The sequence below is a fragment of the Paraburkholderia sp. BR10141 genome, from assembly GCF_056155635.1.
Genome location: NZ_JBMIQH010000018.1, coordinates 119,574 through 135,190, shown reverse-complemented (window position 1 = coordinate 135,190; position 15,617 = coordinate 119,574). Strand labels below are relative to the sequence as shown.

Here is a 15,617-nt window from a genome sequence, read left to right as displayed (position 1 = left end):
AGCCGGCGCACCCAGGGTGTCGGGCGCGTCGATCTCCGGAAATGGGAGGGCGCACCGATACGGCAGCCGGCTTCAGACCCAAACCCTAGCGGAGAATTTCTCATGGCAGTTACCATGCGCCAAATGCTGGAAGCCGGTGTCCACTTCGGTCACCAAACGCGCTTCTGGAACCCGAAGATGGCCCCCTTCATCTTCGGTCATCGCAACAAGATTCACATCATCAACCTCGAAAAGACGCTGCCGATGTACAACGACGCGCTGAAGTACGTGCGTCAACTGGCAGCGAACCGCGGCACGATCCTGTTCGTCGGCACGAAGCGTCAATCGCGCGACACGATCGCCGAAGAGGCACAACGCGCTGGTATGCCGTTCGTGAACGCACGCTGGCTCGGCGGCATGCTGACCAACTTCAAGACGCTGAAGGTTTCGATCAAGCGCCTGAAGGACATGGAAGCAGCCGTGGAAGCGGGCGAGCTCGAGAAGATGAGCAAGAAGGAAGCGCTCCTGTTCGAACGCGAAATCGCCAAGCTGCAGAAGTCGATCGGCGGCGTGAAGGACATGGGCGGCATTCCGGACGCGATCTTCGTGGTCGACGTCGGCTACCACAAGATTGCCGTGACGGAAGCGAACAAGCTGGGCATCCCCGTGATCGCCGTGGTCGATACGAACCACTCGCCGGAAGGCATCGATTACGTGATCCCGGGCAACGACGACGCGAGCAAGGCCGTTGCGCTCTACACGCAAGGCGTGGCTGACGCGATCCTCGAAGGCCGTGCGAACGCGGTCAACGACGTGGTTGTCGCTGCGCGCGGCAACGACGGCGACGACGAGTTCGTCGAGGTCAACCCGGAGGCGTAAGCTGCCCCGTGTCCGGCAAGAAAAGGGGGCTTTCCATAGGCCCCTTTTTTTTAAGCCGCGACTTTCGTCGCCGCGTCATATGAGCGGCACCGTAGCCCTGTAGAAGCAGCTGTAAAAAAGCGTTTCACCGCAGGCGGAAACGGAAACGAATTTCTGCCGGCCGCGTCGAAAGGCGGGCGGCGTGTACCAGACAGACTCAAGGAGCGAATGATGGCGGCAATTACCGCAAGCATGGTGGCAGAACTGCGCGCGAAGACCGACGCGCCGATGATGGAATGCAAGAAGGCGCTGACGGAAGCCGACGGCGACCTCGCGCGTGCCGAAGAACTGCTGCGCGTGAAGCTCGGCAACAAGGCCAGCAAGGCCGCTTCGCGCGTCACGGCTGAAGGCGTGATCTCGTCGTTCATCGGCGGCGGCGCTGGCGCGATCGTCGAACTGAACTGCGAAACCGACTTCGTTTCGAAGAACGATGACTTCATCGGCTTCTCGAAGAAGATCGCCGAACTCGTCGCCACGCAAAACCCGGCTGACGTCGCCGCTCTGTCGGCGCTGGCGCTGGACGGTTCGACGGTCGACGCAGTGCGCCTCGCACTGGTCGGCAAGATCGGCGAAAACCTCTCGATCCGCCGTTTCGCGCGTTTCGAAACCGCCAACCAGCTGGCTGCGTACCTGCACGGCACGCGCATCGGCGTGCTGGTCGAGTACACGGGTGCCGACGAGCAAGTGGGCAAGGACGTCGCGATGCACATCGCCGCGATGAAGCCGGTCTCGCTGTCGTCGGACGACGTGCCTGCCGACCTGATCGCCAAGGAGCGCAGCATCGCCGAGCAGAAGGCTGCGGAATCGGGCAAGCCGGCTGAGATCGTCGCGAAGATGGTCGAAGGTTCGGTCCAGAAGTACCTGAAGGAAGTCTCGCTGCTGAACCAGCCGTTCGTTAAGAACGACAAGCAGACGATCGAGCAGATGCTCAAGGCTGCTGGCACGACGGTGCAGAAGTTCGCCCTCTTCGTGGTCGGCGAAGGCATCGAGAAGCGCCAGGACGACTTCGCTGCCGAAGTGGCCGCGCAAGTCGCTGCTGCAAAGCAGCAATAAAGATCGGTCAGCCCGTCTCGCCGCGCCCAGCGCGGCAGGCGGCGACTGCAGTTGTTGCAGCACCGCAGTTTGTTCAGTGGTAAGCCGTGGCGGAGCAATCCGCCGTGGCGGGCAGCGTAGCGGCGACGCGCATGGTAGTCCCCCGCCGTGCGCGGCGTCGGAAATCTTCGCTATTTCTGGCGGCGCTTGCCCGAAGCCGTATTTCACCCCTACAGTTTCAAGTTATTGCCCTTTGCGCGCGATCCTGGATACCTCCATGCCCACACCCGCCTATAAACGCGTCCTGCTCAAACTTTCCGGCGAAGCCCTGATGGGCGATGATGCCTTCGGCATCAATCGCGCCACGATCGAACGTATGGTGGCAGACGTGGCCGAGGTGGTGCGTCTGGGCACCCAGCTCGCAGTCGTGATCGGCGGCGGCAACATTTTCCGCGGTGTCGCGGGCGGCGCAGCCGGTATGGACCGCGCCACGGCCGACTATATGGGCATGCTGGCCACGATGATGAACGCGCTCGCGCTGCAGGACGCCATGCGTCACGCGGGCATCGAGGCGCGCGTGCAGTCGGCGCTGCGCATGGACCAGGTCGTCGAGCCGTACATCCGCCCCCGCGCGATTCGCCAGCTCGAAGAAGGCAAGGTCGTGATCTTCGCCGCCGGCACGGGTAACCCGTTCTTCACCACCGACACGGCTGCTGCGCTGCGTGGCTCGGAAGTCGGCGCCGAAGTCGTGCTGAAGGCCACCAAGGTCGACGGCGTCTATTCGGCCGACCCGAAGAAGGACCCGACCGCCACGCGCTACTCGACGATCAGCTTCGATGAGGCAATTGGCCGCAATCTGCAGGTGATGGACGCCACCGCGTTCGCGCTGTGCCGCGACCAGAAGCTGCCGATCCGGGTTTTTTCCATCGTCAAGCCGGGTGCGCTCAAGCGCATCGTTCTGGGCGAAGACGAAGGTACGCTCGTCCACGTGTAAACTCTCGTTTCACGAGAGGTTCGAACACGGGCCGCGCCGCCCATCAGCGCGCCGGCGGGCCCGTTCCGTTATGAAGGTTCGGAGGTATCAAAATGGCTGTGGCTGACATCAAGAAGGGCGCCGAGCAGAAAATGCAGCGCTCGATCGAAGCGTTCAAGAGCGATCTGGCGAAAATCCGCACGGGCCGCGCCCATACCGGTTTGCTCGACCACATCCAGGTCGACTACTACGGCTCGCCCGTGCCCATCTCGCAGGTCGCGAACCTCACGCTTGTCGACGCGCGCACGATCGGCGTGCAGGCGTGGGAAAAGAAGATGGTGCCGGTCATCGAAAAGGCGATCCGCGAGTCGGATCTCGGCCTGAACCCGGCCACGCACGGCGACCTGATCCGCGTGCCGATGCCCGCGCTGACCGAAGAACGCCGCAAGGAGCTCACGAAGGTCGTCAAGAATGAAGGTGAAACGGCGAAGGTCGCCGTGCGCAACCTGCGTCGCGATGCCAACGAGCAGCTCAAGAAGCTCGTGAAGGACAAGGAAATTTCCGAAGACGACGAGCGCCGCGGCGGCGACGAAGTCCAGAAGCTGACCGACCGCTTCGTGACCGAGATCGAAAAGCTCGTCCAGACGAAGGAAGCCGAGATCATGACGGTCTGAGGCCTCAGGCCTCCAGATTCGCCAGATTCCAGGCGGTTTCCCTTTCTTATCGCAGTTACAGTCCGACGGCCATGACCTATACCAGCTCAACCGTTCGCGTGCCCGACGTGGCGGCCGTGCCGCGCCACATCGCGATCATCATGGACGGCAATGGCCGTTGGGCAACCCAGCGGCGCCTGCCGCGCGTCGCGGGCCACACGCGTGGCGTCGACGCCGTGCGCTCGGTCGTCGAATCGTGCGTGCAGCGCGGCGTCGAATACGTAACGCTCTTCGCGTTCAGCTCCGAGAACTGGCGCCGCCCGACCGACGAAGTGTCGTTCCTCATGCGCCTCTTCGTCACTGCGCTCGAGCGCGAGGTGGCGCGCCTGCACGCGAACGGCATCCGCCTGCGCGTGGTCGGCGACCTGTCGATGTTCAATGAGCGCATCCAGGACCTGATTCGCCGCGCGGAAACCAAAACCGCGCGCAACACCCGTCTCACCCTCACGATCGCCGCGAACTACGGCGGCCGCTGGGATATCCTGCAGGCCACGCGCAAGCTGGTCGAGGAAGCCGCGGCCACGGGCCAGCCGGTTCCCGTCACCGAAGACACGCTGTCCCAGCATCTGGCCATGGCGTACGCGCCCGAACCGGATCTCTTCATTCGCACGGGCGGCGAGCAGCGGGTGAGCAACTTCCTGCTCTGGCAACTCGCCTACGCGGAGTTCTATTTCACCGATACGTTCTGGCCGGATTTCGACGCCGAAGCGCTCAGCCGCGCCATTGCCTCGTATGCGGAGCGCGAGCGCCGCTTCGGCCGCACGAGCGCGCAGGTCGTCGCCCAGAACGCCGATTCGCTTTCATGCTGAAGACCCGCGTCATTACGGCGCTCGTCCTGCTGGCAGTCTTCCTGCCGATCACGCTGTTCGCGCCTGTGGCGGCGTTCGGTGCGCTGATCGGCGTCGTGGTCGTCTTCGCCGCATGGGAGTGGGCGCGTCTGCTGAAGGCGGGCGCGACCGGCTCGATCGTCTACGCCGTGATCGCGGCGGCCGCCGTGGCGCTCAGTACGCGCCTGCCGGCGCCCCGGCCGCTCTTTCAGGCGGCGGGCGTGTTCTGGATCATTGCCGGCCCTTACGTGCTGCTGCGCAAGCCGGTGCTCGCCGCCGGCGCCTGGCGCGCCTTCCTGCTGGCCGCCGGGCTCGTCGTTTTCGCGGCCTGCTGGCACGCCCTGGTGGCCGCGCGCACGGCCGGCGTGGCGTTTGTTCTGTCCCTGTTGCTCGTGGTCTGGCTGGCCGATATCGGCGCATACTTTGCAGGTAAGGCATTCGGAAGGCATAAGCTTGCGCCTGCGATCAGCCCCGGCAAGACCTGGGAGGGCGCCGTGGGCGGCTGGGCCGCCGTGATGGTGGTGTCCGGAGCGGCAATCGCGCTGCACGCGTTCGAACCCACGCTGTATTCCGCGCTCGCCGCCCAGATCGGGCTCGGCCGTGCGCTTTTCGTACTTACCGTGCTGGTCGCGTTCAGCGTGATCGGCGATCTGTTCGAGTCGATGATGAAGCGCCAGGCCGGCGTGAAGGATTCGAGCGGGCTTCTGCCGGGCCACGGCGGAGTCCTCGACCGCATCGACGCACTGCTGCCCGTGCTGCCGCTCGCCATGCTGCTGCTCGGCTAAAGGCGTCTGGCCGGGACGCCAGGTTAGAGATTTGAATATGCAAAAACGACTCACACTGCTCGGTTCCACGGGCTCGATTGGAGACAGCACGCTCGACGTCGTCGCGCGTCATCCGCAACGCTTCTCGGTCTATGCGCTCACTGCGCATCGCAACGGCGAGAAGCTCGTCGAACAATGCCTGCGCTTCGCCCCCGAAGTGGCCGTGGTCGGCGACGCCGACACCGCCGCACAGGTCGAGCGCAAGCTGCGCGCGGCCGGCTCGAAGACCGTCGTGACCTACGGGCCGCAGGCGCTCGTCGAAGTCTCGAAGAGCGACGGCTGCGACACCGTGGTCGCGGCCATCGTCGGTGCGGCGGGTCTCGCGCCCACGCTCGCAGCGGCGAAGGCCGGCAAGCAGATCCTGCTCGCCAACAAGGAAGCGCTCGTGATGTCGGGCGACATCTTCATCGATGCCGTGTGCGACAGCGGCGCCGTTCTGCTGCCGCTCGACAGCGAGCACAACGCCGTGTTCCAGTGCTTCCCGCGCGAAAACGCCGAGCGCGACGGCGTCACGAAGATCATCCTGACCGCCTCCGGCGGCCCGTTCCGCACCCGCGAGCCCTCGACGCTCGTGAATGTGACGCCCGACGAGGCCTGCAAGCACCCGAACTGGTCGATGGGCCGCAAGATCTCCGTCGATTCGGCCACGATGATGAACAAGGGCCTCGAAGTGATCGAGGCGCACTACCTGTTCGACCTGCCGGGCGAGCGCATCGACGTGCTGATTCACCCGCAGAGCGTGATCCACTCGATGGTTTCGTACGCCGATGGTTCGGTGCTCGCGCAACTAGGCAACCCCGACATGCGCACGCCGATCGCGCACGCGCTGGCGTATCCGGACCGTGTCGATTCCGGCGTCGCGCAGCTGGATCTCGCGCAAATCGCGACGCTCACGTTCGAAAAACCCGACTACGCGCGCTTCCCGTGTCTCGCACTCGCGATGCAGGCATTGGCCGCCGGCGGCGTGGCGAGCGCGGCACTGAACGCCGCGAACGAAGTGGCAGTGGAGGCATTTTTGAACCGGCGCATCGGCTTCATGGCCATCGCCCAGACGGTGGATGCCGTACTGAACGCGCTCGAGAACCGCAATGCGTCGAGTCTCGAAGTCGTGCTCGAAGCCGACGCGGCGGCTCGCCGCGCGGCTCACACCATCATCGACAGCCTGCCGGTGCCGGCCTGACAGGTCAGCGAGGGGCTTGCGGAAGGGCCCTGGCGGCCCCTCAGGCACGCGAGCCTGACCTCGGGGCCGCTCCCGCACCGGTGCGCTGCTTCCAGCCCAGGAGGCGCTCATGAACCTGCTTACCGAACTGGTCGCATTCGTCGTGGCGATCGGCGTTCTGGTCGTCGTGCACGAATACGGGCACTACAGCGTCGCGCGTCTGTGCGGCGTGAAGGTCCTGCGTTTCTCGATCGGCTTTGGCCGGCCGCTCGTCCAGTGGGTCAGCAAAAAGAGCGGCACCGAGTGGACCATCGCAGCGCTGCCGCTCGGCGGCTACGTGAAGATGCTCGACGAGCGCGAATCGGCCGATCAGATTCCCGCAAGCGATTTGCCACATGCATTCAACCGCCAGTCGGTTGGCAAGCGCATTGCGATCGTCGCGGCGGGGCCGATCGCCAATTTCGTGCTGGCCATTGCGCTCTTTTCCGTGGTCTACGCGAGCGGGGTGACCGAGCAGAAGGCGATTGTCGCGGCGCCGCCCGCGCAAACGGCAGCGGCGCGTGCCGGCTTCCAGGGCGGCGAAACGATTCTTTCGGTGAGCGATGCAAACGGCAGCCGCACCGAGCCCGTGCGATCGTGGTCGGACCTGCGCTGGAAACTGCTCGCCACGGCGTTCGACCAGGGCCATGTCGTCCTTGCCGCGCGCGATGGCGAGGGCACCTACGATTTTCCGCTCGATCTCTCGCAACTGACCAGCAAGGATATCGACGACGACTTCATGGCGAAGCTCGGCCTCGAGGCGGGCGGCAACACGCTCAAGGTGGCGGCGGTGGAGGCGGGTAGTGCGGCGCAACATGCCGGGCTGCAGGCGGGCGATCAGTTGCGCGCCGTCGATGGCCGGCCCGTGGACAGCGCAAGCACTTTCATCGCCTGGGTGAAGGCGCGTGCGGGCAAGCCCGTGCGGCTCACGGTCGCGCGCGGCGACGCTTCCCAGCACGCGCAGCAGACGCTCATGCTCACGGTCACTCCCGCCCTGCAGCGCGACGCGCAGACCGGTGAGGAAGTGGGCCGAATCGGCGCGGCGCTCTCGGCGCAGGCGCCTTCCGTGGACGTGCGTTACGGGCCGCTCGAGAGCGTGCGGCTCGGTGCGTATCGCACGTGGGACATTGCCGTGTATTCGCTGAGGATGTTCGGCCGCATGATCACGGGCGAAGCCTCGCTGAAGAATCTGTCGGGCCCGGTGACGATTGCCGACTATGCCGGCAAGAGCGCGAGACTCGGTCCCTCGGCGTTCCTGTCGTTCCTCGCTCTCGTGAGCATCAGCCTCGGCGTATTGAATCTGCTCCCAATTCCGGTATTGGACGGGGGGCATCTGTTATATTATGCGGTTGAAGCCGTAACGGGCAAAGCCGTCTCGGACCGCTGGCAGCTCGTACTGCAGCGCGCGGGACTTGCCTGCATCGTCGCACTGTCGGCGATCGCGTTGTTCAACGATCTGGCTCGGTTAATCCATTTTTAAAGATGTCTGGCGGCGTCCGTGGGCGGGCCGCCTGACCTGATGCAGCTATACATAATTGGGGAAGCACGTTGTTTAGACCTCATCGCTTGGTTCCAAAAACGGTTGCGGCCGCGGCGATCGCCGCACATGGACTCGTTGCCCACGCAGCAACGACGCCTTTCGTGGTTCAGGACATCCGCATCGAAGGGCTGCAACGCGTCGAGCCGGGCACGGTGTTCGCCTACCTGCCGATCAAGCAGGGCGACACGTTCACCGACGACAAGGCGTCCGAGGCCATCCGCGCACTGTATGCGACGGGCTTCTTCAATGACGTGAAGATCGCCACCGAAGGCGGCGTAGTGGTGGTGCAGGTGCAGGAGCGCCCGGCCATCGGCACGATCGACTTCGCGGGCATCAAGGAATTCGACAAGGACAACCTCACGAAGGCGCTGCGCGCGGTGGGTCTCTCGCAAGGCCGCTACTACGACAAGGCGCTCGTCGACAAGGCCGAGCAGGAGCTCAAGCGCCAGTACCTCACGCGCGGCTTCTATGCCGCCGAGGTCACGACCACGGTCACGCCGATCGACCGCAATCGCGTCGGTCTGCTGTTCTCGGTGGTCGAAGGTCCGAGCGCGAAGATCCGCCAGATCAACTTCATCGGCAACAAGACGTACAGCAGCGGCACGCTTCTCTCGGAGATGCAGCTGTCCACGCCGAACTGGTTCTCGTGGTACACGAAGAACGACCTGTACTCGAAGGAAAAGCTTACGGGCGACCTCGAGAACGTGCGCTCGTACTACCTGAACCACGGCTACCTCGAGTTCAACATCGACTCGACGCAGGTCTCGATCTCGCCCGACAAGAAGGACATGTACCTCACCATCGGCATTCACGAAGGTGAGCCGTACAAGGTGTCGGGCATCCAGCTGTCGGGCAATCTGCTCGACCGTGAGGCCGAGCTCAAGAAGCTCATCAAGATCAAGCCGGGCGACACCTTCTCGGCTGAGAAGCTGCAGGCCACGACCAAGGCCATCGTCGACAAGCTCGGCGAATACGGTTACGCGTTCGCGACCGTCAATGCGCTGCCGCAGATCGATCAGGCGAACCACACGGTCAACCTCACGCTGCAGGTCGATCCGAGCCGCCGCGTGTACGTGCGCCGCATCAACGTGGTGGGCAACACGCGCACACGCGACGAAGTCGTGCGCCGCGAAATGCGCCAGCTCGAAAGCTCTTGGTTCGATTCGAACCGCCTCGCGCTCTCGAAGGACCGTATCAACCGTCTGGGCTACTTCACCGACGTCGACGTGACCACGGTGCCCGTGGAAGGCACGGCCGACCAGGTGGACGTGAACGTGAAGGTCGCTGAAAAGCCGACCGGCGCGATCACGCTGGGTGCGGGCTTCTCGTCCACGGACAAGGTGGTGCTCTCGGCGGGCGTGTCGCAGGACAACGTATTCGGTTCGGGCACCTCGCTCTCGCTGAACGTGAACACCGCGAAGACGTACCGCACGCTGGCCCTCACGCAGGTGGACCCGTACTTCACGGTGGACGGCATCAAGCGCATTACCGACGTCTACTACCGCACGTACCAGCCGCTGTACTACTCGACCGATTCGAGCTTCCGCATCATCACGATGGGCGGCGACCTCAAGTTCGGCATCCCGTTCTCGGAAGTCGACACGGTCTACTTCGGCGCCGGCTTCGAGCAGGACACGCTCGACATCGACTCGAACACGCCGCAGAGCTATATCGACTACGTGAACCAGTTTGGCCGCGTGTCGAACAACGTGCCGCTCACGGTGGGCTGGTCGCGCGACGCGCGTGACAGCGCGCTCGTACCGAGCAAGGGCTACTTCACGCAGGCGAACGCCGAGTACGGCACGCCGGTTGGCGGTACGCAGTACTACAAGGCCGATATTCAGGCGCAGTACTACTACTCGTTCGCGCGCGGCTTCGTGCTGGGCCTGAACTTCCAGGGCGGCTACGGTAACGGCCTCAGCGGCAAGCCGTACCCGATCTTCAAGAACTACTACGCCGGTGGTATCGGTTCGGTGCGTGGCTACGAGCCGAGCTCGCTGGGTCCGCGCGACAAGACGACGAACGACCCGATCGGCGGCTCGAAGATGCTGGTCGGCAACATCGAGCTGACCTTCCCGCTGCCGGGTACGGGCTATGACCGCACGCTGCGCGTCTTCACGTTCGTCGATGGTGGTAACGTCTGGGGCACGGAAGGCAACAGCATTGGCGCCAACGGCCTGCGTTACAGCTACGGTTTCGGTCTCGCGTGGATTTCGCCGATCGGCCCGCTGAAGTTGAGCCTGGGCTTCCCGGTGACCAAGCACACGGGCGACCAGTACCAGAAGTTCCAGTTCCAGATCGGGACGGCGTTCTGACGTATGTTTTGCCCGGCGATGGTTGCGCGCGCAGCGCACAGCGCCGGAATCCAGGAAACGAGAGGATGACTTTGCTAACGGGTATGTTTTCCAGACGGACGATCGGGGCGATGACCGTGTCGCTGGCGCTCCTCGGTTTTGGCATGGGCGTGGCGCAGGCGCAGGAAGCCAGGATCGCGGCGGTGAACTCCGATCGCATCCTGCGCGAATCCGCTCCCGCGAAGGCCGCGCAGACCAAGCTCGAAGCCGAGTTCGCCAAGCGCGACAAGGATCTGCAGGACATGGCGCAGCGCCTGAAGTCGATGTCGGATTCGCTCGACAAGAACGGCCCATCGATGGCGCCGACCGATCGCGCGTCGAAGCAGCGCGACCTGTCCGCGCTCGACAGCGACTTCCAGCGCAAGCAGCGCGAATTCCGCGAAGACCTGAACCAGCGCCGCAATGAGGAACTGGCTGGGGTGCTCGATCGCGCGAACAAGGTGATCAAGCAGATCGCCGAGCAGCAGCATTACGACCTGATCGTGCAGGAAGCGGTGTACGTGAGCCCGCGCATCGACATCACCGACCAGGTGCTGAAGGCGCTCGCAGCGAATAGCGCGGGTGGTAGCAGCAGCAACTAAGGCAACGAAAAGCAACTAAGGCAGGAGCAGCACGCGCATGGCATTTACGCTTGAGGACATCGTCGGGCGGTTCGGCGGCGAGGTGGTGGGCGATGCGACGCAACGCGTCAGTTCGCTGGCGCCGCTCGACCAGGCTGGTCCGCAACAGCTCGCGTTCCTCGCCAATCCGAAGTATCTCGCGCAGGTCGAGACGACCCGCGCGGGCGCGGTGCTCATCAGCCCCGGCGACCTCGAGAAGCTCGCATCGCGCGAAGGACGCAACTTCATCGTCACACCGAATCCGTATGCTTACTTCGCGCGTGTCGCGCAGGCGTATATCGACCTCGCCGCGCCGAAGGTGCAGCCGGGCATCCACGCCAGCGCCCACGTCGACGCGAAGGCCCAGGTTGCCGCGAGCGCGGTGATCGGCCCGAACGTCACGGTCGAAGCGGGCGCAGTGATCGGGGAAAACGTACGGCTCGACGCGAACGTCTTCATCGGCCGCGGCACCCAGGTGGACGAGGGCTCGCACCTGTATCCGGGCGTGACCGTCTACCACAGCTGCAAGCTTGGCCCGCGCGCCATCGTGCATGCCGGCGCCGTGATCGGTTCGGACGGCTTTGGTTTCGCCCCCGATTTCACGGGCGAGGGCGCCGCGCGCACGGGTAGCTGGGTCAAGATTCCGCAGGTGGGCGGCGTGGCCATCGGGCCGGACGTCGAGATCGGCGCGAACACCACGATCGACCGTGGCGCGATGGCCGATACGATCATCGAAGAATGCGTGAAGATCGATAACCTCGTGCAGATCGGCCACAACTGCCGGATCGGCGCGTACACGGTCATCGCGGGCTGCGCCGGCATTGCGGGCAGCACGACGATCGGGCGTCATTGCATGATTGGCGGCGCGGTGGGCATCGCGGGGCACGTCACGTTGGGCGACTACGTGATCGTCACCGCGAAGTCGGGTGTCTCGAAGTCGTTGCCGAAGGCTGGCATCTACACGAGCGCTTTCCCGGCGGTCGATCATGCCGACTGGAACAAGAGCGCCGCGCTGTTGCGTAACATCGACAAGCTGCGCGACCGTATCAAGGCGCTCGAGGCGGCGGTAGCCCAGAAGCCGCAGGGCGAATAAGAAAGCAGTATCGAGGTAGCGGGCGGCGTGTCGCGGGAGCGGCGCGCCGCTTTGCGTCGCGGACGGCCAAAGCTGCTCGCCTGGGGGTTCCCCGCAGGGGGCCCTCCGCCCGGGGCAATACGCATGCACGGGAGCCCGGGCGTGGCGCATACTTCGCGTCAGCGCGGGCGTGTTTGGTCCGGCGCCTCGAATATCGAAATCGAAAGTCACACGCGCAATTCCTGCGTGAGCAGAACCACCATGAACATCGAAAAACTCAACTTCGACATCCACAAGATTCTCACGCTGCTGCCGCACCGCTATCCGTTCCTGATGGTGGACCGGGTCATCGAGCTCGAGCCGCACAAGAGCATCAAGGCGTTGAAGAACGTGACGGTCAACGAGCCCTTTTTCACGGGACACTTCCCGCAGCGTCCGGTCATGCCCGGCGTGATGATTCTCGAGGCGCTGGCGCAAACCGCCGCGCTGCTCACGTTCTCGGAGGAAGAGCAGGACTTCGAGAATACGCTGTACTACTTCGTGGGCATCGACGGCGCGCGCTTCAAGCGCGTGGTCGAGCCGGGCGACCAGCTCATCCTCAACGTGACGTTCGAGCGCTACATGCGCGGCATCTGGAAGTTCAAGGCGGTGGCCGAAGTGGAAGGCTCCGTGGCCTGCGAGGCGGAACTCATGTGCACCGTCAAGAAAATGGACGCGGCGCAATAAGCAGCGCCGCCGCATGCCGCAGCGCGCCTTGACCTCGAGGCGCCGGCGCACGGAAACAGAATCGGAGAGCGAGGACGAATGAGCAGGATCCATCCCACTGCGGTCGTCGAGTCGGGCGCGCAGATCGACGAATCGGTCGAAATCGGACCGTTCGCGGTCATCGGTGCGAACGTCACCATCGGTGCACGCACGAAGGTCGGTTCGCATAGCGTGCTGGAAGGCCACACGACGATTGGCGAAGACAACACGATCGGCCACTACGCGTCGATCGGCGGCCGTCCGCAGGACATGAAGTACAAGGGCGAGCCCACCAAGCTCGTAATCGGCAGCCGCAACACCATCCGCGAGTTCACGACGCTGCATACGGGCACGGTGCAGGACACCGGCGTCACGATCATCGGCGACGACAACTGGATCATGGCCTACGTTCACGTCGGCCACGACTGCCGTCTGGGCAACAACGTCATCATGTCGAGCAACGCGCAGCTCGCGGGCCACGTGTTCGTCGAAGACCACGCGATCGTCGGCGGCATGACCGGCGTGCACCAGTTCGTGCGCATCGGCGCGCATTCGATGGTCGGCGGCGCCTCGGCGCTCGTGCAGGACGTGCCGCCGTTCGTGATCGCCGCCGGCAACAAGGCGGTGCCGCACGGCATCAACGTCGAAGGTCTGCGCCGTCGCGGCTTTTCGGCTGACGCGATTTCCGCGCTGCGCTCGGCGTATCGCACGCTCTACAAGAACGGGCTCTCGCTCGAAGAGGCGAAGGTGCAGCTCGCCGACCTCGCGCAGGCGGGCGGCGACGGCGACGTGCACGTGAAGGCGCTGCTCGACTTCGTCGAGCAGTCGCAACGCGGCATCATTCGCTGATCGATGGCGCTGCAAACGCGTCCGCTGCGCCTCGCAATGGTCGCCGGCGAGCCGTCCGGCGACCTGCTTGCGTCGTCGCTGCTTGCAGGTCTCAAAGCCCGCTTGCCCGACACTACGCAGTACTACGGAATCGGCGGGCCGCGTATGATGGCCGCCGGCTTCGATGCGCACTGGCCGATGGAAAAACTTTCGGTGCGCGGCTACGTCGAGGCGTTGCGGCACATTCCCGAGATTCTGCGCATCCGCAACGAGCTCAAGCATCAGCTGCTGGCCGAGCCGCCTGACGCCTTCATCGGCGTGGACGCGCCTGACTTCAACTTCGGCCTCGAGCACGCGCTGCGCGACGCGGGTATTCCGACCATCCACTTCGTCTGCCCGTCGATCTGGGCGTGGCGCGGCGGTCGCATCAAGAAGATCCAGAAGGCTGTGGATCACATGCTCTGCGTGTTTCCGTTCGAAACGGCGCTCCTCGAGAAGGCCGGGGTGGCGGCATCGTACGTGGGCCATCCGCTCGCCGACGAGATTCCGCTCGAACCGGACATGCCCGGTGCGCGCCGCACGCTGGGCCTGCCGGAAAGCGGCCCGGTGATCGCGGTGCTGCCGGGCAGCCGCCGCTCGGAAATCAACCTGATCGGGCCGACCTTCTTCGACGCGATGCAGATCATGCAGCGGCGCGAGCCGGCGCTGCGTTTCGTGATGCCGGCGGCAACGCCGGCCATCCACGCGCAGCTGCAGGAACTCGCGAACGCGCATCAGGGTCTCGCGCTCACGATCATCGACGGCCAGTCGCAACTCGCCATGACGGCCGCCGACGCAATCCTCGTGAAGAGCGGCACGGTCACGCTCGAAGCGGCGCTGCTCAAGAAGCCGATGGTCATCTCCTATAAGGTGCCCTGGCTCACGGGGCAGATCATGCGCCGTCAGGCTTACCTGCCGTATGTCGGCCTGCCGAACATTCTCGCGGGGCGCTTCGTCGTGCCGGAAATTCTGCAGCACTTCGCGACGCCAGACGCGCTTGCCGACGCGACGCTCACGCAGTTGCAGGACGAAGCAAACCGGCGCACGCTGACCGAGGTGTTCACGCAGATGCATCTGACCCTGCGCCAGAACACAGCGGAGCGCGCGGCCGAGGTGGTCGCGAGCATCGTCGAAGGCCGAAAGGGGCGGGCATGAGCGAGGGCACGATCAAGCGCACGGCCAGGCGCACGACAGCGCCGGCGGAGAAAAAACCGCCGTCGCAGGCGGCGCTCAAGCTCGCCGCGCGTCGCAAGGCGGCGCGCCAGGCCGGACTGCTGTTCGAATCGCCGGACGATGTGATCTGCGGCGTGGACGAGGCCGGCCGCGGGCCACTCGCCGGGCCCGTGGTTGCCGCGGCCGTGATTCTCGATCCGGCCCGGCCGATTCGCGGGCTCAACGATTCGAAGGTGCTGACGGCACAGGCGCGGGAAACGCTCTACGAGCGCATCGTCGAACGCTCGCTCGCGTGGTGCGTCGCATCGGCGAGCGTCGAGGAAATCGACACGCTCAACATCCTGCACGCGACGATGCTGGCGATGCGGCGCGCGGTCGAGGGCTTGAGCCTCGTGCCGACGCTCGCGAAGATCGACGGCAATCGCTGCCCGGTGATGCCGGTGCGCAGCGAGGCAGTGATCGGCGGCGACGCGCTCGTGCCGAGCATTTCGGCGGCGTCGATCGTCGCCAAGGTTACGCGCGACCGCATGCTGATCGATCTGCACCAACGCCATCCGTATTACGGTTTCGACGCCCATGTGGGCTACGGCACGCCGCAGCACCTCGAAGCGTTGCGCGTACATGGTCCGTGCGAGCATCACCGGCGCTCGTTCGCTCCCGTGCGCGACGCCTACGTGCTGCACGGCATCGTCCTGCCCGACGCTTCGACCGTGGTCAGCGACGCCGCCGGCCTCCAAGAAGACGACGCCTTCGCGCCGCTGCCTTGAGCCGCCGCTGACGGCGTCTCGCGCGAGCCGGCGCCGT

Annotated in this window: 15 protein-coding genes; all 15 read left to right on the top strand. The window is 64.8% G+C overall.

The genetic code is table 11. The features are described from left to right. Positions 1–102 precede the first annotated feature (102 nt). The 15 genes from rpsB (at position 103) to rnhB (ending at position 15,580) form a co-directional block, all read left to right on the top strand. Positions 103–858 (top strand): 30S ribosomal protein S2, encoded by a 756-nt coding sequence (gene rpsB, locus ACOJB8_RS24110; RefSeq protein ID WP_069265616.1) that lies wholly within the window; start codon positions 103–105, stop codon positions 856–858. Positions 859–1,068: 210 nt separating this feature from the next. Next, a complete protein-coding gene (tsf, locus tag ACOJB8_RS24105; protein WP_069265617.1) occupies positions 1,069–1,950 on the top strand; it encodes a translation elongation factor Ts in 882 nt (293 codons plus the stop codon). Between the two features lie 256 nt (positions 1,951–2,206). Continuing rightward, the gene (gene pyrH / locus ACOJB8_RS24100; protein ID WP_028204061.1) at positions 2,207–2,923 is read left to right on the top strand and encodes a UMP kinase; all 717 of its coding nucleotides are present in this window, start codon (positions 2,207–2,209) and stop codon (positions 2,921–2,923) included. Positions 2,924–3,015: 92 nt separating this feature from the next. Then, a complete protein-coding gene (gene frr, locus ACOJB8_RS24095; RefSeq protein WP_069265618.1) occupies positions 3,016–3,576 on the top strand; it encodes a ribosome recycling factor in 561 nt (186 codons plus the stop codon). Between the two features lie 71 nt (positions 3,577–3,647). Continuing rightward, complete coding sequence (locus ACOJB8_RS24090; protein ID WP_069265619.1) at positions 3,648–4,424, top strand: isoprenyl transferase; 777 nt, start codon at positions 3,648–3,650, stop codon at positions 4,422–4,424. Beyond that, on the top strand, positions 4,418–5,227 hold the full coding sequence (locus tag ACOJB8_RS24085) for a phosphatidate cytidylyltransferase (RefSeq protein ID WP_069265620.1): 810 nt from the start codon (positions 4,418–4,420) through the stop codon (positions 5,225–5,227). The genes ACOJB8_RS24090 and ACOJB8_RS24085 overlap by 7 nt, the downstream gene beginning before the upstream one ends. Before the next feature lie 37 nt (positions 5,228–5,264). Further along, the gene (locus tag ACOJB8_RS24080; RefSeq protein ID WP_042265799.1) at positions 5,265–6,446 is read left to right on the top strand and encodes a 1-deoxy-D-xylulose-5-phosphate reductoisomerase; all 1,182 of its coding nucleotides are present in this window, start codon (positions 5,265–5,267) and stop codon (positions 6,444–6,446) included. 109 nt (positions 6,447–6,555) lie between these two features. After that, positions 6,556–7,944, top strand: a complete 1,389-nt coding sequence (gene rseP / locus ACOJB8_RS24075) for an RIP metalloprotease RseP (RefSeq protein ID WP_475014704.1) — start codon at positions 6,556–6,558, stop codon at positions 7,942–7,944. A gap of 68 nt (positions 7,945–8,012) precedes the next feature. After that, positions 8,013–10,319 (top strand): outer membrane protein assembly factor BamA, encoded by a 2,307-nt coding sequence (gene bamA, locus ACOJB8_RS24070; RefSeq protein WP_342945832.1) that lies wholly within the window; start codon positions 8,013–8,015, stop codon positions 10,317–10,319. 71 nt (positions 10,320–10,390) lie between these two features. After that, complete coding sequence (locus ACOJB8_RS24065) at positions 10,391–10,939, top strand: OmpH/Skp family outer membrane protein (protein ID WP_475014739.1); 549 nt, start codon at positions 10,391–10,393, stop codon at positions 10,937–10,939. Between the two features lie 37 nt (positions 10,940–10,976). After that, the gene (lpxD, locus tag ACOJB8_RS24060) at positions 10,977–12,050 is read left to right on the top strand and encodes a UDP-3-O-(3-hydroxymyristoyl)glucosamine N-acyltransferase (protein ID WP_475014702.1); all 1,074 of its coding nucleotides are present in this window, start codon (positions 10,977–10,979) and stop codon (positions 12,048–12,050) included. 240 nt (positions 12,051–12,290) lie between these two features. Next, positions 12,291–12,755, top strand: a complete 465-nt coding sequence (gene fabZ / locus ACOJB8_RS24055) for a 3-hydroxyacyl-ACP dehydratase FabZ (protein WP_028204052.1) — start codon at positions 12,291–12,293, stop codon at positions 12,753–12,755. A gap of 78 nt (positions 12,756–12,833) precedes the next feature. Then, positions 12,834–13,622 (top strand): acyl-ACP--UDP-N-acetylglucosamine O-acyltransferase, encoded by a 789-nt coding sequence (gene lpxA, locus ACOJB8_RS24050; protein ID WP_342921362.1) that lies wholly within the window; start codon positions 12,834–12,836, stop codon positions 13,620–13,622. A 3-nt stretch (positions 13,623–13,625) separates the two neighbouring features. Then, positions 13,626–14,795 carry a lipid-A-disaccharide synthase gene (gene lpxB / locus ACOJB8_RS24045; protein WP_368605422.1) on the top strand — a complete coding sequence of 390 codons (1,170 nt, stop codon included), beginning with the start codon at positions 13,626–13,628 and terminating at the stop codon, positions 14,793–14,795. After that, a complete protein-coding gene (gene rnhB / locus ACOJB8_RS24040; protein WP_475014700.1) occupies positions 14,792–15,580 on the top strand; it encodes a ribonuclease HII in 789 nt (262 codons plus the stop codon). Before lpxB ends, rnhB begins: the two co-directional genes overlap by 4 nt. The last annotated feature ends 37 nt before the right edge of the window (positions 15,581–15,617 follow it).